General features: G+C 40.5%; 24 protein-coding genes. 21 read left to right on the top strand and 3 right to left on the bottom strand.

Features of this window, described 5'->3' with window-relative positions:
• Positions 1–12: 12 nt before the first annotated feature.
• The 15 genes from rpsM to GFC28_RS12135 all read left to right on the top strand — a co-directional run bounded on the left by rpsM (position 13) and on the right by GFC28_RS12135 (position 12,850).
• Positions 13–378, top strand: a complete 366-nt coding sequence (rpsM, locus tag GFC28_RS12205; RefSeq protein ID WP_027410257.1) for a 30S ribosomal protein S13 — start codon at positions 13–15, stop codon at positions 376–378.
• Positions 379–403: 25 nt separating this feature from the next.
• A complete protein-coding gene (gene rpsK / locus GFC28_RS12200; RefSeq protein WP_003397692.1) occupies positions 404–793 on the top strand; it encodes a 30S ribosomal protein S11 in 390 nt (129 codons plus the stop codon).
• A gap of 177 nt (positions 794–970) precedes the next feature.
• The gene (locus GFC28_RS12195; RefSeq protein ID WP_044744041.1) at positions 971–1,915 is read left to right on the top strand and encodes a DNA-directed RNA polymerase subunit alpha; all 945 of its coding nucleotides are present in this window, start codon (positions 971–973) and stop codon (positions 1,913–1,915) included.
• A 64-nt stretch (positions 1,916–1,979) separates the two neighbouring features.
• On the top strand, positions 1,980–2,342 hold the full coding sequence (gene rplQ / locus GFC28_RS12190) for a 50S ribosomal protein L17 (protein ID WP_027410616.1): 363 nt from the start codon (positions 1,980–1,982) through the stop codon (positions 2,340–2,342).
• 484 nt (positions 2,343–2,826) lie between these two features.
• Positions 2,827–3,666 (top strand): energy-coupling factor ABC transporter ATP-binding protein, encoded by an 840-nt coding sequence (locus tag GFC28_RS12185; RefSeq protein WP_044744040.1) that lies wholly within the window; start codon positions 2,827–2,829, stop codon positions 3,664–3,666.
• The gene (locus GFC28_RS12180) at positions 3,642–4,514 is read left to right on the top strand and encodes an energy-coupling factor ABC transporter ATP-binding protein (protein WP_044744039.1); all 873 of its coding nucleotides are present in this window, start codon (positions 3,642–3,644) and stop codon (positions 4,512–4,514) included. Before GFC28_RS12185 ends, GFC28_RS12180 begins: the two co-directional genes overlap by 25 nt.
• Positions 4,507–5,301, top strand: a complete 795-nt coding sequence (locus tag GFC28_RS12175) for an energy-coupling factor transporter transmembrane component T family protein (RefSeq protein WP_044744038.1) — start codon at positions 4,507–4,509, stop codon at positions 5,299–5,301. Before GFC28_RS12180 ends, GFC28_RS12175 begins: the two co-directional genes overlap by 8 nt.
• A gap of 14 nt (positions 5,302–5,315) precedes the next feature.
• Positions 5,316–6,059 (top strand): tRNA pseudouridine(38-40) synthase TruA, encoded by a 744-nt coding sequence (truA, locus tag GFC28_RS12170; RefSeq protein WP_044744037.1) that lies wholly within the window; start codon positions 5,316–5,318, stop codon positions 6,057–6,059.
• Between the two features lie 151 nt (positions 6,060–6,210).
• On the top strand, positions 6,211–6,648 hold the full coding sequence (gene rplM, locus GFC28_RS12165) for a 50S ribosomal protein L13 (RefSeq protein WP_044744036.1): 438 nt from the start codon (positions 6,211–6,213) through the stop codon (positions 6,646–6,648).
• Positions 6,649–6,669: 21 nt separating this feature from the next.
• Positions 6,670–7,062 carry a 30S ribosomal protein S9 gene (rpsI, locus tag GFC28_RS12160; protein ID WP_044744035.1) on the top strand — a complete coding sequence of 131 codons (393 nt, stop codon included), beginning with the start codon at positions 6,670–6,672 and terminating at the stop codon, positions 7,060–7,062.
• 420 nt (positions 7,063–7,482) lie between these two features.
• Positions 7,483–8,982, top strand: coding sequence for a collagen-like protein (locus GFC28_RS12155; RefSeq protein WP_066329592.1), 1,500 nt, complete (start codon positions 7,483–7,485; stop codon positions 8,980–8,982).
• A gap of 333 nt (positions 8,983–9,315) precedes the next feature.
• Positions 9,316–9,768: an alpha-helical endospore appendage domain-containing protein gene (locus GFC28_RS19610; protein ID WP_216636299.1), complete on the top strand. Its 453-nt coding sequence runs from the start codon at positions 9,316–9,318 to the stop codon at positions 9,766–9,768.
• A gap of 55 nt (positions 9,769–9,823) precedes the next feature.
• On the top strand, positions 9,824–10,297 hold the full coding sequence (locus GFC28_RS12145) for a hypothetical protein (RefSeq protein ID WP_044744912.1): 474 nt from the start codon (positions 9,824–9,826) through the stop codon (positions 10,295–10,297).
• A gap of 37 nt (positions 10,298–10,334) precedes the next feature.
• A complete protein-coding gene (locus GFC28_RS12140; RefSeq protein WP_044744913.1) occupies positions 10,335–11,366 on the top strand; it encodes a glycosyltransferase family 2 protein in 1,032 nt (343 codons plus the stop codon).
• A gap of 404 nt (positions 11,367–11,770) precedes the next feature.
• Positions 11,771–12,850: a polysaccharide pyruvyl transferase family protein gene (locus GFC28_RS12135; RefSeq protein WP_231883481.1), complete on the top strand. Its 1,080-nt coding sequence runs from the start codon at positions 11,771–11,773 to the stop codon at positions 12,848–12,850.
• Between the two features lie 59 nt (positions 12,851–12,909).
• On the opposite strand, the gene GFC28_RS12130 is transcribed toward GFC28_RS12135, so the two are convergent.
• Positions 12,910–13,998: a glycosyltransferase gene (locus tag GFC28_RS12130; RefSeq protein WP_044744915.1), complete on the bottom strand. Its 1,089-nt coding sequence runs from the start codon at positions 13,996–13,998 to the stop codon at positions 12,910–12,912.
• Between the two features lie 362 nt (positions 13,999–14,360).
• Between GFC28_RS12130 and GFC28_RS12125 the strand changes: the two genes are divergently transcribed.
• The 3 genes from GFC28_RS12125 (at position 14,361) to GFC28_RS12115 (ending at position 16,885) form a co-directional block, all read left to right on the top strand.
• Positions 14,361–14,801, top strand: a complete 441-nt coding sequence (locus tag GFC28_RS12125) for a DUF2521 family protein (RefSeq protein WP_044744916.1) — start codon at positions 14,361–14,363, stop codon at positions 14,799–14,801.
• A 90-nt stretch (positions 14,802–14,891) separates the two neighbouring features.
• Positions 14,892–15,584, top strand: a complete 693-nt coding sequence (gene cwlD, locus GFC28_RS12120; RefSeq protein ID WP_369818780.1) for an N-acetylmuramoyl-L-alanine amidase CwlD — start codon at positions 14,892–14,894, stop codon at positions 15,582–15,584.
• A 284-nt stretch (positions 15,585–15,868) separates the two neighbouring features.
• The gene (locus GFC28_RS12115) at positions 15,869–16,885 is read left to right on the top strand and encodes an Mrp/NBP35 family ATP-binding protein (RefSeq protein WP_044744918.1); all 1,017 of its coding nucleotides are present in this window, start codon (positions 15,869–15,871) and stop codon (positions 16,883–16,885) included.
• Between the two features lie 263 nt (positions 16,886–17,148).
• Here the strand turns inward: GFC28_RS12115 and gerD are convergent, their stop codons facing one another.
• Entirely contained in the window at positions 17,149–17,775 is a 627-nt protein-coding gene (gene gerD, locus GFC28_RS12110) for a spore germination lipoprotein GerD (protein ID WP_044744919.1), read from the bottom strand.
• A gap of 152 nt (positions 17,776–17,927) precedes the next feature.
• Here gerD and GFC28_RS12105 point away from each other — a divergent pair, with 152 nt between their 5' ends.
• Positions 17,928–18,527, top strand: a complete 600-nt coding sequence (locus GFC28_RS12105) for a KinB-signaling pathway activation protein (protein WP_044744920.1) — start codon at positions 17,928–17,930, stop codon at positions 18,525–18,527.
• Between the two features lie 235 nt (positions 18,528–18,762).
• On the opposite strand, the gene pdaB is transcribed toward GFC28_RS12105, so the two are convergent.
• Positions 18,763–19,527: a polysaccharide deacetylase family sporulation protein PdaB gene (gene pdaB, locus GFC28_RS12100; protein WP_044744921.1), complete on the bottom strand. Its 765-nt coding sequence runs from the start codon at positions 19,525–19,527 to the stop codon at positions 18,763–18,765.
• Positions 19,528–20,077: 550 nt separating this feature from the next.
• On the opposite strand from pdaB, the gene GFC28_RS19815 reads away from it, so the two are divergent.
• Together GFC28_RS19815 and GFC28_RS20290 are read left to right on the top strand one after the other, a co-directional pair.
• On the top strand, positions 20,078–20,254 hold the full coding sequence (locus tag GFC28_RS19815; RefSeq protein ID WP_231734669.1) for a hypothetical protein: 177 nt from the start codon (positions 20,078–20,080) through the stop codon (positions 20,252–20,254).
• 187 nt (positions 20,255–20,441) lie between these two features.
• Positions 20,442–20,618 (top strand): IS3 family transposase, encoded by a 177-nt coding sequence (locus GFC28_RS20290; RefSeq protein WP_080862230.1) that lies wholly within the window; start codon positions 20,442–20,444, stop codon positions 20,616–20,618.
• Positions 20,619–20,937 lie beyond the last annotated feature (319 nt).

The raw sequence follows: 20,937 nt of genomic DNA, 5'->3' as shown, positions 1-20,937 counted from the left end.
GGTGTAAAAATTATGGCACGTATTGCAGGTGTAGATATTCCTCGTGAGAAACGTGTAGTTATTTCTTTAACATACATTTACGGTATCGGTAAACCAACTGCACAAAAAATTCTAGCAGAAGCAGGTGTTTCTGAAGATACTCGCGTTCGCGATTTAACAGAAGAAGAATTAGGGAAAATCCGTGAAATTGTTGACCGCTTAAAAGTAGAAGGAGATCTTCGTCGTGAAGTATCTTTAAATATTAAACGTCTGATGGAAATTGGCTGCTACCGTGGTCTTCGTCATCGTCGCGGCTTGCCAGTTCGCGGTCAAAATACGAAAAACAATGCTCGTACACGTAAAGGTCCGCGCCGCACAGTAGCGAATAAGAAAAAATAATTAGGCAAAGGAGGTACATGAACGAATGGCACGTAAAACAAATACACGCAAACGCCGCGTGAAAAAAAATATTGAATCAGGTATTGCTCATATTCGTTCTACATTTAACAATACAATCGTGACAATTACTGATGTCCATGGCAATGCAATCTCTTGGTCAAGTGCTGGTGCATTAGGTTTCAAAGGCTCTCGTAAGTCTACTCCATTTGCGGCACAAATGGCTGCAGAAGCAGCTGCGAAAGCTTCAATGGAGCATGGTATGAAAACTGTTGAGGTAAACGTAAAAGGTCCTGGCGCTGGTCGTGAGGCTGCCATCCGTGCACTTCAAGCTGCTGGATTGGAAATCACAGCAATTAAAGATGTTACTCCTGTTCCACATAATGGATGCCGTCCGCCAAAACGTCGCCGTGTTTAATTTCTCTGTATAGATTTTGTATCCCCTTGTCAATAATGGGATATGATATCATTTTCTAGCAGAGAAGTTTTACTCAGTTAATGCGCACATTCGGGAACTGATTCATGGGGGAATTTCGATTAGACGCATATCGTTTGGTCGGGGTTTCGACGTTTTGAAGGAGGGTATGTATAGATCATGATCGAAATCGAAAAGCCAAAAATCGAGACGGTTGAAATCAGCGAAGATGCCAAGTATGGCAAATTCGTCGTTGAACCACTTGAGCGTGGATATGGTACAACTTTGGGTAACTCCTTACGTCGTATCCTATTATCCTCACTCCCTGGTGCCGCTGTGACATCTATTCAAATAGATGGTGTACTGCATGAGTTCTCAACAATTGAAGGCGTCGTAGAAGATGTGACAGCAATGATCTTAAACATTAAAAAACTTGCGTTGAAAATTTACTCTGACGAAGAAAAGACGCTTGAAATTGATGTACAGGGTGAAGGAGTTGTCACGGCTGCGGATATTACTCACGACAGCGATGTTGAGATACTAAATCCGGATCTTCATATTGCTACGCTTGCTGAAGGCGGTCATCTTCGCATGAGAATGACGGCAAGACGCGGACGTGGGTATACTCCAGCTGATGCGAATAAACGCGAGGATCAGCCAATAGGTGTTATCCCTATCGATTCGATTTATACACCGGTATCGCGCATATCTTATCAAGTAGAAAACACTCGTGTTGGGCAAGTGACCAACTATGATAAGTTAACGCTGGATGTATGGACAGATGGAAGCATTGGTCCGAAAGAAGCCGTTGCTCTTGGCGCTAAAATTTTGACGGAGCACTTAAATATTTTCGTCGGTCTTACAGATGAAGCACAAAATGCAGAAATCATGGTTGAAAAAGAAGAAGACCAAAAGGAAAAAGTGCTTGAAATGACAATCGAGGAACTCGATTTGTCCGTTCGTTCCTATAACTGCTTGAAGCGTGCAGGAATCAACACTGTTCAAGAGCTTGCACAGAAAACAGAAGAAGATATGATGAAAGTGCGCAACCTAGGACGGAAATCCCTTGAGGAAGTCAAAGCAAAGCTTGAGGAGCTAGGGTTAGGGTTGCGTAAAGATGACTAGTTAACATTTGATTAACTAGGCATTTTCATGTTACAAGTTATTCAAAAAAGGAGGGACATCTCTCATGTCATACAGAAAATTAGGACGCACAAGCGCTCAACGTAAAGCGTTACTTCGTGACTTAGCTACGGATTTAATTATTAATGAGCGCATTGAAACGACAGAAGCTCGTGCAAAAGAATTGCGCTCTGTAGTAGAAAAAATGATTACTTTAGGAAAACGCGGCGATCTACATGCTCGTCGTCAAGCAGCTGCATTTATCCGCCCAGAGGTAGCAAACACAGAAACTGGTCAGGATGCGATTCAAAAATTATTTAGCGATATCGCTCCTCGCTACCAAGAGCGTCAAGGCGGCTACACTCGCATCATGAAACTTGGACCACGTCGTGGCGACGGCGCTCCAATGGTTGTTATTGAACTCGTTTAATACGATTCGGTTGACTAACAAGGGCGAGACAGTTTATTTTGAACTGGATCTATGCCCTTTTTTTATTTCCCTTTTGAATATGTGATGTAGTAGAGTAAAGAGTAGAGATAGATATTCCGTGGTGTTAGATCCAATCGCTTCATTAGTTAGCCTTGGGTTCTATGACTTGGAACGAACGGTATGTGTAAAACATAATGATTGGGAGACAAGTAGATGACTGGTCTCGGTCACGCTTTGGTGCCGACCCATAAGCCTCTTTACAGACAACCCATTTGTGAGGAAGCGGTGTCGTTCCGTCACGCAACCGCCGAAGCAATCGGGTCATCACCAGCTCACACAGGGACAAACGGTAAAGCCTTCATATACGCGTAATGCTCAACAAGCGCCACGATGTATAGATGTAACTTACCATGACTGCATATCCATGCAAAAGTTAAGAGGCTAAGTTGCATCTATATAGATCGAGATGAGAGGAAGAAGAAGAGTGGAAGAAATAGCGGTATCAGTAGAAAATCTTTTCTTTCAATATCCTAATCAACCGAATGATGCGATTCACAATGTTAGCTTTCAAATCAAAAAAGGTGAATGGATCGCCATTGTTGGACATAATGGCTCTGGCAAATCGACGATTGCAAAGCTTCTCATGGGTCTATTAAAGCCGAAAAGCGGCATCATCAAAGTATTTGATCAGCTGCTAAATGAAGAAACGATTTGGAGTATTCGCAAACGCATGGGCATCGTTTTTCAAAATCCAGACAATCAATTTGTTGGAACTACTGTGCAAGATGATATTGCTTTTGGGTTGGAAAATAACGGAGTTCCTCGGGAACAGATGATTGAGCGTGTGAAGTCTGCTATTGAGCAAGTAGGAATGGAAGAATTTTTGCTAAGAGAGCCTCATCATCTATCAGGGGGACAAAAGCAGAGAGTCGCTATTGCTGGAGTGATTGCGTTACAGCCAGATATCATTATTTTAGATGAGGCTACCTCAATGCTCGATCCGCGCGGAAGGAGAGAGGTCATTAGGGCCATCGAAGAGTTAAAAGCGAAACACCATATGACGGTCATCTCTATCACCCACGACTTAGAAGAGGCGATGAAAGCGGATAAAATGATTGTGATGAACCGTGGCGAGATCATGTCCGAAGGAACACCACAACAAATTTTCTCATTGGGAGAAAAGCTGGAGGAAATTCGTTTAGATCTTCCCTTTGTCATTAAAATAAGAAATGAATTAAAGCAGGCGGGGCTCCCCCTTCAATTGAATGATGCATCGCTAGAGGGGCTGGTGAATGAATTATGGACATTGTATTTGAACAAGTAGAACATATTTATCAGGCGAATTCACCGTTTTCACAAAGAGCTTTATATGATGTCAATTTATCGCTAAAAAGCGGGACTTACGTGGCAATTATCGGCCATACTGGATCTGGAAAATCTACATTGCTGCAGCATTTAAATGGGCTATTGCAGCCAACAAAAGGTATGGTATGCGTTGGTGATTATGTCATTCATAGCGCCAAACAAACGAAACAGCTGAAGCCACTGCGTCAAAAGGTGGGAATTGTTTTTCAATTTCCTGAACATCAATTATTTGAGGAAACGGTAGAGAAAGATATTTGTTTTGGCCCCATCAATTTTGGCGTTTCAGAGGAGGAAGCGAAAAGGAGAGCCAAGGTAGCCCTCTCATTAGTCGGACTGCCTGAGGAAGTGCTGAATAAATCCCCGTTTGATTTAAGCGGCGGCCAAATGCGCCGTGTTGCTATTGCGGGTATATTAGCCATGGAACCAGATGTGATTGTTTTAGATGAACCAACGGCCGGTTTAGATCCAAAAGGTCGTAAAGATTTAATGGAGATGTTCGCTCGTCTGCACCGCGAAAAACAACTAACCACGATTTTAGTTACTCACAGTATGGAAGATGCAGCAAAGTATGCAGATTATATCGTCGTTATGCATAAGGGAACAGTTTGGAAAACAGGAACGCCGCAGCAAATTTTTCATGATTTGGACTCTTTGCTGCATTTAGGCTTAGATGTGCCGGAAACGGTGTTGTTAAAGCGACGGCTCGAGGAGAAAATGGGACAAGAAATTCCTTCCCCATGCCTAACAATGGAACAACTCATAGCAGGCATTAAGCAGCTATTCGCTAAGGTGAATGAGCATGAATAAGATGATTATTGGGCGATACGTTCCAGGTAACTCTGTGATCCATCGAATGGATCCTCGGGCTAAGCTTCTTTTAGTATTTTTTTATGTGGGTATCGTCTTTTTAGCAAATAATGGGGTAACTTATGCGATTTTAACGGCTTTTACGCTTTTGCTCCTTTTCTTATCGCAAGTTCCGTTTTTATTTGTTTTAAAGGGAATCAAACCCGTTCTCTGGGTTGTGTTGTTCACTTTTTTACTTCATGTCTTTATGACGAAAGAGGGAAGTGTTCTGTATCAGATTGGACCATTTGCCATTTATGAAGGCGGGATTCAACAAGGGATATTTATTTCCCTTCGTTTTCTCTTGTTCGTTCTCATCACTACCTTGCTGACGCTTTCAACCACTCCGATCGAGGTAACAGACGCTATCGAAAGCTTATTTGGCCCATTAAAACGATTTCGGATACCTGTCCATGAACTAGCGCTCATGATGTCTATTTCTCTTCGTTTTATCCCTACATTAATGGATGAAACAGAGAAAATTATGAAGGCACAGGCAGCTAGGGGAGTTGATTTTTACGGCGGGCCGTTGGGTGAAAGGATGAAAGCGATTGTTTCATTGCTTGTCCCATTATTTATCCACTCCTTTAAACGTGCTGAAGAGCTGGCAATCGCAATGGAGGCACGCGGATATCGCGGGGGAGAAGGGCGCACTAAATATCGCGTCTTGACATGGAAGGGGATCGACACAGTCTTGCTGTTAGCCGTTGCTATATTAGCTGCTGCATTATTTTTATTGCGATCTTAATGGAGAATGGAAACATGAAACGTTGGAAATGTATTATTTCTTATGATGGAACGCATTTTGGTGGATATCAGATTCAACCTAACCAAAGAACGGTACAAGGGGAATTAGAACGCGTTTTATTACAGATGCATAAAGGAGATCCGATCCGGGTAGTTGCGTCAGGAAGAACGGATGCAGGTGTTCACGCATATGGACAAGTCATTCATTTTGATTCGCCATTGCAGCTTCCGACAGAAGGATGGAAAAAAGCGCTGAATGCCATGTTACCAGATGATATTGTGATTCGCCAAGTACAAGAAGTAAACGCTTCATTTCATGCTAGATTTAGCGCAGTGGGAAAAGAATACCGTTATAAAATTAGGACAGCATCTGAACAAGATGTATTTTCTCGCTATTATTCCTATCATTATCCGTATCCGCTTAACTATGGAGCAATAAAGCAAGCACTACAGCTTGTGAAAGGAACTCATGATTTTACTAGCTTTTGTTCGGCAAAAACCGAGATAGAGGATCGGGTACGGACCATTTATGAAGCGAATCTGCTTGTAGCGGATGATGGCATAGAGTTTCAATGGATAGGGAACGGTTTTTTATATAATATGGTTCGAATCCTTGTTGGTACGATGCTGGAAATCGGGCAAGGAAAAAGGCACTGGAGCTGCATTCCTTCCATTTTAGAAGGAAGAGATCGCCGCCTGTCGGGAAGAACGGCTCCCCCGCATGGGCTCTACTTATGGAAGGTGTTTTATGACAACTAATCCTGGTGTAACATTTTCTTGACATTGGCAACGGAAAGAGATATCATATCATATGGTATGTATTTTAGAGCCACGATTAGCCCCGGAAAAATAATCGTGTTCAGATAAATATATAACGTTTCGTTGATTTTTTATTTTAGGAGGGAAAATCATGCGTACAACTTATATGGCAAAGCCAAACGAAGTAGAACGTAAATGGTACGTTGTTGACGCTGAAGGCAAAACGCTAGGTCGTCTTGCAAGCGAAGTTGCGGCAATTTTACGCGGCAAGCATAAACCAACTTTCACACCACATGTTGATACTGGTGATCATGTTATTATTATTAATGCAGAGAAAATTGAATTAACTGGGAACAAATTAACGGATAAGCTATATTACCGCCACAGCTTGCATCCAGGTGGATTAAAAGTAAGAACAGCGCTTGAAATGCGTACAAACTATCCTGAGAAAATGCTTGAAGGAGCTATTCGCGGCATGCTTCCAAAAGGTCGCCTTGGCCGTCAAATGTTTAAAAAATTGCATGTTTACAGAGGAAGCGAACATCCACATCAAGCACAAAAACCAGAAGTTTACGAACTTCGCGGATAATCGATTAAGGAGGGTATTATTTTGGCACAGGTACAATATTATGGCACAGGCCGTCGAAAAAGTTCTGTTGCACGTGTACGCTTAGTTCCTGGTGACGGACGTATTGTCATCAATAATCGTGATATTCAAGAGTACATTCCATCTCAGGCTTTGATTGAAGTGGTAAAACAGCCGCTTGTATTGACAGAAACATTAGGCAGCTATGATGTATTAGTTAACGTACATGGAGGCGGTTTCTCTGGCCAAGCAGGCGCTATTCGCCACGGCATTGCTCGCGCGTTATTGGAGGTAGATCCAGAGTACCGTCAACCATTAAAACGTGCTGGCTTATTAACTCGCGATGCACGCATGAAAGAGCGTAAAAAATACGGTCTCAAAGGTGCTCGTCGCGCGCCACAATTCTCAAAACGTTAATATTTCAACGCAGGACTCTCGATCTTTTTATGCTTCGAGAGTCTTTTTATTTTGCTTGGGCTAACCTTTTCCTCAGCTAATTATCCTTTCTTGTTCTTCAATTGATTTGTTCCCTAATCATTTTCTCCTATATTTTCATATACTCTTCATAAGACGAATTCCTATTTTGGAAAATTTAACAAACAAATGGAAGTTATCTTACACTATCTGCTATGTCATTGAATAACTTAAAGAAGATATTGATTTGAGTTATGAATAGGTGGTGTTATAGCAGGACGATAGTCAAAGAACCATTTGTCCGATATGCTCGGAATAGTGGGTAGTGATTATGGCTTGTATTGAGTTGATTATGGATGACGGTTTTATAGCAATGGATCGTTAAGAAGAGAAACCTGTAAAAATACGAGTGGGGGGAAAGAAGTGTCACAGCCTAATTTACCAAATATTACTCCAACTATTTCTTTAAATCGAGATGATGTCATCAATTTACTTTTAGCTTCAATAGCGATGGAAGAAATAGGGATAGCGCATATTGTAAACGCAGAAGGAGAAAAAATTCAATATGCTTTAGGTACCATTCCTGGATTGCCAACGCCATCGACACTTGAAGATATATTAGAAATCAATGAAAGTGTTCAAAGTACGTTGGCGATGGCAATGAAGAAGGAATTATTATTGGATAACAAATTGCGTCAAGTTACTCAAATTATGCCGAGCGGAGGGATTGGTCCAACCGGAGCGACGGGAGCAACGGGTCCGACGGGAGCGACAGGAGCAACGGGTCCAACCGGTCCGACGGGAGCAACGGGTCCGACGGGAGCGACAGGAGCAACGGGTCCAACGGGAGCGACAGGAGCAACGGGTCCAACCGGTCCGACGGGAGCAACGGGTCCGACGGGAGCAACGGGTCCAACCGGTCCAACCGGAGCGACGGGTCCGACGGGAGCGACAGGAGCAACGGGTCCAACGGGAGCGACAGGAGCAACGGGTCCAACCGGTCCGACGGGAGCAACGGGTCCGACGGGAGCGACAGGAGCAACGGGTCCAGTGGGTCCAGCAGGAGCAACGGGTCCAACCGGAGCGACGGGAGCAACGGGTCCGACGGGAGCGACAGGAGCAACGGGTCCAACCGGTCCGACGGGAGCAACGGGTCCGACGGGAGCGACAGGAGCAACGGGTCCAACCGGTCCGACGGGAGCGACGGGTCCAGTGGGTCCAACAGGTCCAACCGGTCCGACGGGAGCGACGGGAGCAACGGGTCCAATCGGTCCAACCGGAGCAACAGGTCCGACGGGAGCGACAGGAGCAACAGGTCCAACGGGTCCGACGGGTCCAACGGGAGTGACGGGTCCAACCGGTCCGACGGGAGCAACCGGAGCGACGGGTCCGACGGGAGCGACAGGAGCAACAGGTCCAACCGGCCCAACCGGTCCGGCGTTTGCAGCAAATGGTTTTTCCGCATTCACTACTGCGCCAGGGGTTACGGCTTCTACCCAGATTGCTGGATGGACCGTATCGTCCCCTTATTATGATAATCCTAGCTTTAATGAAGCGACAGGGACCTATACGGTTCCAGCAACGGGTCGATATTCTATTTCGGCCACCATTAATTATCAGACATCTGCTGCACTGACTATCAGTTTAGGAACAGGTGTAAACCCAGCGTTTGTTGTAAGGCGTATTGCCCCTACCACGACAGACTTAATAACAGGATTATTCCCTGTATTAAATGTGAACGTTGCATTAGTTTTAACTTTAAGAGCTGTTCTTGGAAGCGGCACTGTTACATTGAGTGGAGAAGTTGAACTAACAGCAGGGGATCAAATCGGATTATTTTATGAAGCCAATGGTTTAACAATCGGGTTAAATTTAGGTGGTACATCGTCTGGAATTGTCTGGTCTGTACACCAAATCGCTTAATTCAAGTGAGAAAAGCTGGATGCATCATGGCATACCAGCTTTTTTATTCATTAGAACATATGCGGAAAGAATGATTGCTTTTTTAACATATTTTCTACTGGGGTAACATCTGCTTATTTTTTACATATGATATAGGCAAATGCATTAAATAGAAAGCGTCAGGGAAGATGGCACAGGTGAGGAGCGATTGGTTGCTACAGAACTCATTTGTTTCAAGAGACCTCTTTATGAGACCATTATCGATCAAAGCATTGCCCATCTTTCTTTGTTTTGTTCTCATTTGAAAAGCTGCATGTAAGGAATGCCTAGAGAGCATCCATCATTCTTGGACTTATGATGAAAGGAAAACCTGTAAAGGATTCGGAACAAAAAGCTTATTTAGGAGGTAAACGAAATATGTCGCTCCCCAATATTCCAAACATTACACCGATTATATCGTTAGAACGATGTGAAACCATCGATTTATTATTATCATCCATTGCCCTTGAAGAAATCGGATTATCAAATATTTTGAACGCAGAAGCCGAAAAGCTTCAAGCTTTTTTAAATACAGATCCAAACAATTTAAATGATTATTTAAAAATAAACGAAAGTATCAATCGTACCCTTCGCGCTGTAGTCAAATCACAAATATTACTGCAATTTAAACTAGAAGATATCATTTTATTGGACCGTGATACGTGCTGTGAAAAATGCCCTAGTCAAGATCCAGATGAATGTGATGAGGAACCACCATGCCCTGATTGTCTTGATAGATATTATCCGTGTGGCTGTGATGAGGAATAAGATTAAATGTTCTAGGTAGTTTGTGAGACATGATTAAATGTGGGGTGAGAAGTAAATGCGAAGTAAATACGCATCTGTGCAAGATAAAATCATTCAAAGCAAAATCAACTACTTCAAATATTTTCATTTCTTTTTTCAATTTATCATTCATTATTTTTTCGCCATTTCTTGCCGCCCTTCTTCCCGACAAAAACAAATTTGTACTGAAAGGGTTATTGTTCACTCTCTGGAGTTGATTGAAAAAATCCATATGTATCTGTATGAGCAACAGCTCTTTTTTCAAGAAATAGGGATGTTATCGGGGGAATTACCCTTTCTTAGTAAAAAAAACGAAAGTTATCATGATTTAAAATGTTTAATGACTTTAATCCACCAACATCCATTTTTTAAACAAGAGCACAAACAGCTTTGTGAGAAGATTATCAGGCAAATATTAACCTATTACTCACCTGATGTGCAAAATATCAAAGTCGTAGTCGATGCTTCGCTACCTCCTCCATGGAAGCCTAAATATCTAAGCAATCGTTAATATTTCGGGATATCAGGATAAAGGGTGTGATGCAGCAATGAAATTTCCTGCTATTTCGTTATGTATGATCGTAAAAAATGAGGAAGATTTTATCGAGCAATGTTTGGTTAGTGTAAGCAAATTAGTCAGTGAAATTATTATCGTTGATACGGGATCTACTGATGGCACTTTATCTATCTGTGAAAAATTCCGGGCAAAGATATACCATTATGAATGGAACCATCATTTTGCTGAGGCTAGAAATTTTGGACTTTTACAAGCCAGCGGTGATTGGATTTTATGGATGGACGCCGATGAGCAGCTCGAATCTAATCAAGAGCGCTTGGTCGAGCAATCGGTTGTGCAGACAAAAGCACATGTGCTTTTATTTCCGGTTCTTAATTATTATGGAGATCATTTTCCGATTCAGGAAGATCAGTTTTTTTTATATTATCAGCCTCGTTTGTTTCGCAATCATATGGGTATTCGGTTTTATAACAGAATCCACGAGACGATTCAGCTTCCAGAAGAAATTCTCTCACATCATACCTCTGATATTGTCGATGCACCTATTCATCATTACGGCTATATAAAGGAAATTGCTGAAAGGAAAAATAAGTCATCACGAAATAAAGAGTTGATAATGGAAGAAATAAACACCCCTCATCACAGCCCTTGGATTGAATACCATTTGGCAAGCGAATATTATCGTGAAAAGGATTATAGTAAAGCTTTCCTTTATGTAAATGCTTCGATTCTAAATTTTTTGCGTCAACAAACGAAACCACCTGCTATTGTTTATCGCTTGAAATACACAATTTTGCTTGAAACAAATAGCATCGACGGAGCTTGGCTGGGCATTGAGAAGGCGTTGCAGTTATATCCGGATTACGTTGATCTGCATTTTATGAAGGGCTATATTTTATTTCAGAAAGGAAAGTATCAAGAGGCATTGGCTTCATTCGAAAAGTGCCTAGAGCTTGGTGAATGCCATCCGGATTACCTTATTTTGAAAGGCACGGGGAGCTTTAAAGCATTGAAATACAAAGAGTTATGCTTAAATAGAATAATTGCCCAATCGAATCAATGAGGATCAGAGAGAAAAGTGACAAACGGTTATGTACAAACAAAGGAATTTTATATAAATGTCATTTTGATATTGAAACATCAGTGTTGATGATCCATTAGTTTACTTAAAAACATAAAATGATTTAGCTAAACCTCAACTTTTCTGCCTCTTCCCTTGAATAAGAACACCAGCAGGCAAATTCATTTCCCTGTAAAGCCTTTGTTGCTTGAGAAGATTTTTGTTGAGTTTTCTAGTTAACAAGCCAATAGCTGATGACTACGGCAAAAAAGCGAGGAATCGAGTGATACCAATGGGGCTTTATTGGATAACTAATACAACTGATACGGATAAGATGCCGCTTGACTCCTTGTATATTTCTTTGGATTTTCATTTTGTATGAGTTGGGGGGATTTGCGTTGAAGAAAGTGTTGTATGTTGGATGGATTGGCTATCAGAATCTAGGAGACGAATTAATGTTTGATTTATTTAAACAGCAATTTTTAAAGCTGGATGGTTCATACAAACTGGAATCCGCCAATATCGAACATCAATTTCTCAAAAATGTTTCTTTTAAAGAGTATGATCTCATTGTTTTAGGAGGGGGATCCATTTTAAGCAGAGAACCTTATTTTGTTCATCCTTATACTGTTGATATTTTACATCAAGCTTTATCATTGAATAAGAAAATTATGATCTGGGGAACAGGAATTGATTGGGTGCCGAAATCCTATATTCAACAATTAGAAAGTCATGAAGAAATACCGCTTGAAGTTTCAGATGATTTTAAATTAAAAACAAGAGAAGTGTTTGAGGAAAGTGTATGGGTTGGAGTGCGAGGACCATTAACTTCAAAGGTATTGCAAAATTTTGGAGTGAAAAATATCCAAGTGAGCGGAGATCCCGGGTTTCTGTTAACTAACGGCAATCTAGATGGTGATCAAGTCCCCCTATTTCATCATCAAGAGAAAGTGATCGGGGTTAATTGGGGAACGACCTATAATTTCATTTATGGCCAAAATGAAATAGAAGTTGAAAATCAGTTAGCCAGAGCCTTAAATCAATTGATCGACCAAGGATATAAAGTGTACTTGTTTATTGTTTGGAATGCGGATTTAGAAGCGGTTGAACGGCTATACAACAAGTTACATAATAAACAATCTGCCATTTTGGATAAAACACTCTATAATCAAGAGGAACTAATGAATATCATTCAACATTTTGCTTTCACAATTAATTTTAAATTACATGCGAATTATCTTTCTTTAGCTTCCCATGTTCCATTTATTGCGTTAGGGTATCGATTTAAGGTATTTGACTTTATCAAGTCGGTAGATCTTGAAGACTATATCATTTCGACGGATCAGGACGACATTACGGAACAAATTTTACATTTGGAATCCAAGATCATGAAGGATCAAACGGCGATTATCAGTAAAATGAAAATGTTTCAATCTTTATATAGTAAGAGGATTCGCGTCCCGTTTGAAAACCATTTATACCTCTAATATCGGCAAAAAAATAGCCCCGATATGACACCTCATATCGAGGGCTTTCATTGATCTAGTTAGTTTTTGCTGAAGTTTTCTTTAAAGAATTGTTCATTATATTGAATTTGCGGATCTGTGGGCTTATACTTCTTCGCCTCATTATGATGAGCAAATGAAAGCTCCTTTTCCCCAATGTGCCAATAGCAGACACATAATTGCAGATGTGGATACCATGTCGAGTAGCTGTTTTCCCTAAACCCTAAAGAATCGTTAAGGTCTACTTCAAGTGCTAATCGATACCAGATGATGGCCTTTTTGAATATGCCTCTTTCTTTGTATAAATCTCCAAGTCGGCAAGAGACTTCCGGTCTAGGGACATCATACATAATAGACTGAACAAGGGCCTCAATTTCTTTTTCCGTATTGCCTAAATGTCTGTAACATGACGCTAAATGAATGCACGCGCGAATTTCATCTTCAATCCATCCTTTTTTCGTTTCCAGAAACTTTTGATAGTATTCGATTGCTTTTTCAAACTGCCCATGATCCTTTAATTCATTAGCATAATAAAATAAATCTCTTGGAGTAAAAGTCTCTCCTTTTTTGAGCCGGTTTTCGTATATCGTTAGATTGCGGCTGCTTTGCAAATTTCCATTTGACTTCTCTGATTTTCTATGTGTAATGGCAATGTCTGATGAAAGAATATTTCCTCCGACTTCTAAATACTCATGAACCGCTCCGATCCATTTAAAATTTCGCGCTCTTTTGACTAAGCGATTTCTTCTGTAGCTAAATGTCGGGTTTCCAGCTTCATCAAAAGCAATATTGTATATCATGGAAACGGCATCCACAGCACCATCGAGCTCTGCTTTAAGTTGTTTAAATTTTTTTTGGTCTTCTTCTAATAGGATGTCGTCTGCATCCATCCAAAATATATAATCCATGGTGGCTTTACTGAAAGCGAAGTTTCTGGCTGCGGAAAAATCATCAATCCATTCAAAATCAAATATTTTCTGTGTGAATTCTTGGGCGATTTCTTTTGTTTTATCAGTTGAACCCGTGTCAACAATAATGATTTCATCACATAAATCCTTGACGCTAGTAAGGCATTGCCGAAGTACCTCTTCTTCATTTTTGACAATCATACATAAGCTAATTTTGTACATGTAGCCATCACCTGCCAAATGTGTAGTCATATTACTTAATATATGATGACAGTATTTGGTTCAATACTGTAAGAACACAGCGAGATGAATGTTTAATTAAACATTTTGTGTGGTTTTTTAGCGATATTCGGGGGCAAAGTCACCAGCTTGTTTTCATCGCATCAAAAAAGCGTGATCGAGCGCCGAACAGCCGATCATCCGACCATCGAAATCAGGTCATTACTTGAGACAAACGTTGGTACAGCAGGATGTATATCAAACTCCGTTCCACTTGGGATTTTTTTTCATCGGTGACAGCGCTTTTCGACGCATGTTTCCGATTCAACGGTAGGACACTATATTCTAAAGGAGTGTGAAAGCAAATGAGTGTGATCACATCTTTTAAAGAAAAGAAAAGGGAAAAAGAGATCAAATATGAGCGAAAAATGCTCCGTGAGCTATCGTTAGAAAAATTGCAAAAGCAAGCATCTGAATCCTTTCGTCCTTTTTTCCAAGGGAAGTCCACCTTTCCCTCAGCGGTGGAAGATGGATGTATTGACATGGCGATAGAAGCCTATTTACTTGGTGCAAGCTACAGCCGATTTGGCTATTATGGCGAGCCGATTGAATTGGTCAAAAAACGTTCACAGCATGAGGAAAAATACTTGACCGATGCTTTGTTTGATTTTTTATGCTTTTGGACAGATCTTAACGATATTCATATTGGCGAGCCATTATATTATACGTGTGAAGGTTATATTTCCAGCTGGTGGACCGAAGGATTTGAAAAAGGAAAAAAACGCTGGCGCTTAAAACTCCGCTAAAAGGGGTTCTACTTTCTTCTCTTGTCCCATATAAGATAATGAAGGGAAAACGCAGGAGGAGAAAAGATGAAGCGGAAGCGAATGTTATGGATGATCGGTGCAAGTATCGTCCTATTTGCGATCATTTTTCAATATGTCATTTTGGATGTTCATTCTATGAAGTCGTGGAATCTGCCTCTTTCAGGGAGAATTATTATTTTAGATCCTGGACATGGCGGTCCAGATGGCGGAGCGGTTGGCGGCGGAAAAGTATTAGAGAAGGATATTGCGCTCGATGTGGCGAAAAAATTGCGCGATTATTTGCAGCAACAAGGGGCGCTTGTTCTTTTAACACGTGAGGATGATCGAGATCTAGCGGCAGAGGATACAAAAGGATATAGCCGCCGGAAAGCGGAGGATTTAAAAAAGCGTGTTCAGATGATTAATGAATCCGAAGCAGATTTATTTATCAGCATTCATTTGAATGCTATTCCATCTCCGAAATGGAAAGGAGCACAAACATTTTATTATGGGACATACATTGAAAACGAGAGGGTCGCTAAATTTATTCAAGCTGAACTACGTCGCAATTTAGAGAACACAGACCGTTCTGCGAAAATACTCGATACGGTTTATTTGCTGAAATATGCAAAAAAGCCAGGGGCACTTGTGGAAGTAGGATTTCTCTCGAATCCTGAAGAACGCGAGCTACTTAATTCCGATCCATACCAAACCAAGCTTGCCGCTTCTATTTATAAAGGAGTACTGCGCTATTTTTCTAATGAAAAAACTCCTCCTGATTAAGGGAGGATTTTATTTTTACCTTTCATATGGAGCGTGTTTTGAAAAATCGGCACAATCAACTGGTTCAATGATCAGAAAACCATCCGAAGCAGAATTTGGTTCTAAGCTCAGGAGATGGCTGCACATGTTCCTTTTTCAGAGAGGATTTGTTCCTTTTTTGCATTTTTCTTATAAATCAGTGTGCCCTATCTGCAGACGGAGAGGTTCAATATGTTAAGATCATTAATAGATATGATATAGTAAAAATATGATAACGAATACATAAAAAGGGCTGGTGATGAATCATGATAACCGAACAAGATGTACAAGCATTGTTAGAAAACATACAAGATCCGTATTTAAATAAGCCTTTTAAAGAAACAAATGCGATTCAGGAAATCAAAATTAAACAGGAAAAAGGGCACGTAAGCGTCAAGATTGCTTTAGCGCAGCCGGGAGCAGCCGAACAGCTTCAAGTACAGACAGCGATTGTACAAACTCTTAAAAACGCAGGAGCAACATCTGTCGGTTTGCGATTTACTCAATTGCCTGAAGAAGAAATGGCAAAGCATCAAGGAACAAAAAAACAAACGACATATATCGCCATTGCCAGCGGAAAAGGAGGAGTTGGAAAATCAACGGTTTCCGTCAACCTTGCTGTCTCGCTCGCAAGAATTGGTAAAAAGGTGGGGCTCGTTGATGCCGATATCTATGGATTCAGTGTGCCCGACATGATGGGCATTACCGAGCGGCCCGTTGTGCGCGGTGAGAAAATCATTCCTGTGGAGCGATTTGGCGTAAAAGTCATTTCAATGGGATTTTTTGTTGAAGATAATGCCCCGGTGATTTGGCGCGGGCCGATGTTAGGAAAAATGCTGAACAATTTCTTTAAAGAAGTGGAATGGGGAGATTTAGATTATTTATTGTTGGACTTGCCTCCTGGAACAGGAGATGTTGCCTTAGATGTTCATACCATGCTCCCTGCTTGTAAAGAAATTATCGTTACTACCCCTCATCCGACTGCCGCATTTGTAGCTGCACGGGCGGGGGCGATGGCGCTTCGCACAGAACATGAAATCATCGGTGTGATTGAGAATATGTCATATTTTGAAAGCAAATTAACCGGTGAAAAAGAATATGTGTTTGGCCGAGGGGGCGGTAAAAAGCTTGCTGAAGAACTGCAAACGGAGCTCCTTGGACAGCTGCCGCTGCAGCAGCCAGATTGGAACGATGATGATTTTGCGCCTTCCGTATATGGAGAGGATCATCAGATTGGAAAAATATATATGGAAATAGCAAAGAAAATAGCCAAGAAGTGCTAATCTTTATGCCGGCTTACATAAGCCGAACAGTGCTTCCTTATATTCACGCGGACATTTGCCGTTTCTAAGAACATGTAGATGAAATGTGTGACCGCTTGCTCCTAGCCTATCCATTGAGAAGTTTTCTGCGGTGAAACGATGTGTACGTGTGAGGGGAAGAGTATGAAAAAGCCACGTGATGAAAAGCGCTTTCAAACAGAATAACGAGAGACCGTCCTTTTTGTACGGTCTCTCGTTTTGCATTCAATAAGCTTAGAAAAAAGCTACTGGCTTTGGGTTTGCTGATCGCCATCTCCTTCTTCGCTTTCTCCGCCATCTTCATTTGAACCGCTTTGCTTTTTCGTTGTTTGCATATTTTCAGCGGCTTTCATTAACAGATCTTGAATTTTTGCTTTGAATAGCGGACTGTCAAATGTTTCTGTCATAACGGTTTGAAGATGATTGCGAAAATCTTTGCTTTTTAAGACAGTTAAAAACTCTTTTTCCATTTCAGGATTTTGTAAAATGTTTATCATCATTCCTTGGTATTCAGGATCTTTCATCAAGGATTTTATAGTTTTCTCTTGCTCGGTCTTCAAGCTTTTAGCAAAGCTTTCAACGAATTTTGGATCTTGAAACATGGTCTTCCAAAATTCTTCTCCTTTTTTCGAGGTCAAAATTTGTTCAATGGTTTGTTTTACAACCGCTTGATCCATAATCATTTGCTGCTTTACTTTATCTTCTGTCATGACATCTTGAATCGCCTTTTTTCCTTCATCTGTTTTTAAAATATCAACAACCATTTTTTTGATTTGATCATAATCAGGTGGAGCTGGACTGCTTTCTTGTGGAGCGCAAGAACTAAGAACAATAAAAAAACTTACTAAGAGGAGCAGTGTCCAATTTTTCATGTAGTAATAAGCTCCTTTCTGCAAAAGTTCCTTATCTTTAATATGATGTTCCGCTAAAAAAATATACGCTGAACCAATTCAGCGCTAGCGTTTTTAAGGAACGACTGATAAAATTTTAAAGGAATACTTGAGAAATGATGGAGGTTTAGGGTGTGAACAGCCGCAAATGGGTTCGGTTATTTTTGACGACGTTAGGAATTGGTGGAATCACAACAGCGTTAGCTGGTTTTATTATTCGCTGGAGTGAATATGAAAAGCTGTTTATTGAGTTTAAGATTGGTGAACTGTTTGCTGTTTTAGTATGGTTTATTGGTTTTGGCTTTATTTTTAGCGTAGTCAGTCAAATGGGTTTTTTTGCTTATTTAACCGTTCATCGGTTTGGCTTAGGAATTTTCCGGTCTGTAGCTCTTTGGAATTCGGTACAAATCGTTTTGATTGCCTTTGTTTTATTTGATTTAATATATTTTCGTTATCAGCTGTTTGCGAAGGATGGAGAATCCATTATTAGCTACATACTGATTGCATTGGGAATTTTGCTCGTAGGCGTGATTGTTGCCGCTGTTAAAAGACAACAAACAAACAAAGAAGCATTTATTCCTTCTTTATTTTTTATGACAGTTGTAACGATCATTGAATGGTTTCCGGCGTTACGCATCAACGATGAAAACTGGCTATATTTGATGTTAATTCCTTTGCTCGTTTGCAATGCTTACCAATTATTGATTCTTCATAAGCTGACAAAAGATGCTTAACTCATAGTGAATCCGTTTGAGAGCGCGTTGGATCACACGTGCATTTGGCAAAGGTAAATCGCAACTTCTTTTACGGATACCATTTACATTCATTGTATATATTTCCGGATTGGTATCGAAGCATGAGGGAGTGTCCCATATTATATAAAAAACGAGGGAGGCTCTCAAAGCCTCCTTTAAACATAGTGGCTGAATTTTAACGATCTGAAGACAGGAAAGCCTCTTTACACATGAGTTAATTCACGTCTTTGCTTTGCGTTTGGCCGTTTTCGATTAGCTCAGAAATGCTGACATTTCGATAACCGTTCTTTTTCATTGCTTCCACAATTTGCGGCAATGCTTGAGGGGTTTGTTTGGCAGAATCAGAAGCGTGAAGCAAGATAATATCACCAGCTTTCATATCATGAACGACATTTTTGACAATATGATTGACACCCGGATTTAGCCAATCTTTTGAGTCAATGCTCCAATGAACAACAGAATAGCCTAAGGAATCAGCGATTTTTAACACTTTTGTATTAAATTGGCCGCTTGGTGGCCGCAATAACGTTACTTTTTTTAATCCAAGGGTATCAAATACTTTTTTGGCTTTCATTAAATCCTGTCTTATTTGAGCATCTTCAAGCTGAGTATAATCTATGTAGTTGTAGCCCATACTTCCGATTTCATGTCCGTCCTCTTGAATCCGTTTCACAATTTGCGGATGGCTTTCGGCCCATGAAGCGGATAGAAAAAAAGTTGCATTTTTAATTCGGTTCTTTTTAAGTTCCTCTAGAATCGTTAAGGCGTACTGATCTCCCCAGCTAATATCAAAGGTTAGAGCGATTTCGTTAGCGCGCTTTTCGGCTTTATATATCGCTTTGGGGCCGCTAGATGTTGAAAATACCGAAAGATTGATTTTCTCTACATATAAAACAAAAGCGGTGAAAAATGCTGCTAAAATAATAATAAGTCCTTTCTTTAACGAATGACCATTTAAAGCATAAAAACGATGATTCACGGTTCTCCCCCCTTTTTTATTTCATCAACCCCTGTTATGACCATCTTATGCTTGTCATATCGAATTATGAAACGATACAGCATTTTTTGAGAGCTTATGTTTTACGAATAGAGAAAGACAGCGAAAATAAGTGAATGATTTGTCTAAGAAGGGGAATTGAGCGAGCCAGCTCTAAAAAAGAAAGATGGAGAATTTTTTCCCGCGGTCGTAGGGTTTTTTATTATATGAACGTGTGATAGAGGGCTAATGCTGAAGAACATGAGTTCTTAAAATTTATATAATGTTAAAGCATGCAGATGGATTGTTCGCTATTCACTTACCGTTTTTTATTATGGCTTCAGTCGAATGAAGCAGCCTGTTTCTTCTCCCGACTCTCTATAATCGATAAAGTCGACTCTATGTTGTGATATTATCCCCTTTAAGTAGACAATGTAAAAAGCCCATTTTTAATCGTTGGGTGTTTCACTATACTTGGAGGGAATTTTTTATGGCACGAAAAGGATAAACATTTCACCGTTATACGGAGGAATTCAAACAAAGAGCGATTCACATGGATGAGAATGAGGGAATGAGCTGTCAAGCGGTTGCGAAGAAATTGGACATTCCAAGCTGTACCCAAGTAAAGGTATGGGTGAAAAAGTGTCGTAATGGAGAATCTCTTGGCGATCAACGGAGGAAAACAAGTGAACAGGAATCCATTGGTTGGTTGTCCCCAAACGAAATTTAACAGTATGGAGGAAGAACGGGATTACTTGAAAGCGCAGGTAAAGTATCTAAAAAAGCAGTACCCAATCTTCACAGGGAGGGGGGATTCCAAAACGGAGTCGCTTTGAGATCATTCATGAGCTAAAACAACCGTATCCATTGACTTGGTTAGTAGAAATCGCTGAGATTTCTCGTGCCGGTTATTACAAATGGTGTGTAGTACAGAGAGGAAGAGAGAGACACGGCAACAAAGAGATCAGATCCTAAAGGAGCACCTATTGGCGATTCATCGTTCCTGTCCTTTTTACGGCTATCCGAGAATGCAAGTCGCTTTGAGAAAAGAAGGATTCCATGTGAATCATAAGCGAGTCTATTTCTCCGTGTAAAACAGAACAAGAACTCTATCAAGCCATTGACAACTACAGTATGGTTTTATAATCATGAATGCTTTCAGAAAAAATTAAGCCAGTGTGCACCGATAGAATACCGGAACACACTGGTTGCCTAGTCTTTTTTATAACTGTCTACTTGACAGGAGTCACTTCATTTTTCAGTTATGGTCAAAATTTTGGATTTATCCTGTTTTTATTGCATCATAAAAAGAATGCTGATTAAATGGAAAAGAAAATCATAATCGTATAAAAATGATTGACATTAAAATTTGGAAATGTTATATTATAAAACGTCGTCGAAAGTTATAAAAAA

Source organism: Anoxybacillus sp. B2M1 (assembly GCF_001634265.1).
Classification (GTDB): Bacteria; Bacillota; Bacilli; order Bacillales; family Anoxybacillaceae; genus Anoxybacteroides; species Anoxybacteroides rupiense.
This window is presented reverse-complemented; position numbering and strand designations above follow the sequence as displayed.

Excerpts from the sequence above, each read along its gene's own strand:
- rpsM (WP_027410257.1), top strand. The coding sequence starts at position 13 with ATGGCACGTATTGCAGGTGTAGATATTCCTCGTGAGAAACGTGTAGTT.
- rpsK (WP_003397692.1), top strand. The coding sequence starts at position 404 with ATGGCACGTAAAACAAATACACGCAAACGCCGCGTGAAAAAAAATATT.
- GFC28_RS12195 (WP_044744041.1), top strand. The coding sequence starts at position 971 with ATGATCGAAATCGAAAAGCCAAAAATCGAGACGGTTGAAATCAGCGAA.
- rplQ (WP_027410616.1), top strand. The coding sequence starts at position 1,980 with ATGTCATACAGAAAATTAGGACGCACAAGCGCTCAACGTAAAGCGTTA.
- GFC28_RS12180 (WP_044744039.1), top strand. The coding sequence starts at position 3,642 with ATGGACATTGTATTTGAACAAGTAGAACATATTTATCAGGCGAATTCA.
- GFC28_RS12175 (WP_044744038.1), top strand. The coding sequence starts at position 4,507 with ATGAATAAGATGATTATTGGGCGATACGTTCCAGGTAACTCTGTGATC.
- truA (WP_044744037.1), top strand. The coding sequence starts at position 5,316 with ATGAAACGTTGGAAATGTATTATTTCTTATGATGGAACGCATTTTGGT.
- rplM (WP_044744036.1), top strand. The coding sequence starts at position 6,211 with ATGCGTACAACTTATATGGCAAAGCCAAACGAAGTAGAACGTAAATGG.
- GFC28_RS19610 (WP_216636299.1), top strand. The coding sequence starts at position 9,316 with ATGATGAAAGGAAAACCTGTAAAGGATTCGGAACAAAAAGCTTATTTA.
- GFC28_RS12145 (WP_044744912.1), top strand. The coding sequence starts at position 9,824 with ATGCGAAGTAAATACGCATCTGTGCAAGATAAAATCATTCAAAGCAAA.
- GFC28_RS12140 (WP_044744913.1), top strand. The coding sequence starts at position 10,335 with ATGAAATTTCCTGCTATTTCGTTATGTATGATCGTAAAAAATGAGGAA.
- GFC28_RS12130 (WP_044744915.1), bottom strand. The coding sequence starts at position 13,998 with ATGTACAAAATTAGCTTATGTATGATTGTCAAAAATGAAGAAGAGGTA.
- GFC28_RS12125 (WP_044744916.1), top strand. The coding sequence starts at position 14,361 with ATGAGTGTGATCACATCTTTTAAAGAAAAGAAAAGGGAAAAAGAGATC.
- cwlD (WP_369818780.1), top strand. The coding sequence starts at position 14,892 with ATGATCGGTGCAAGTATCGTCCTATTTGCGATCATTTTTCAATATGTC.
- GFC28_RS12115 (WP_044744918.1), top strand. The coding sequence starts at position 15,869 with ATGATAACCGAACAAGATGTACAAGCATTGTTAGAAAACATACAAGAT.
- gerD (WP_044744919.1), bottom strand. The coding sequence starts at position 17,775 with ATGAAAAATTGGACACTGCTCCTCTTAGTAAGTTTTTTTATTGTTCTT.
- GFC28_RS19815 (WP_231734669.1), top strand. The coding sequence starts at position 20,078 with ATGGATGAGAATGAGGGAATGAGCTGTCAAGCGGTTGCGAAGAAATTG.
- GFC28_RS20290 (WP_080862230.1), top strand. The coding sequence starts at position 20,442 with ATGGTGTGTAGTACAGAGAGGAAGAGAGAGACACGGCAACAAAGAGAT.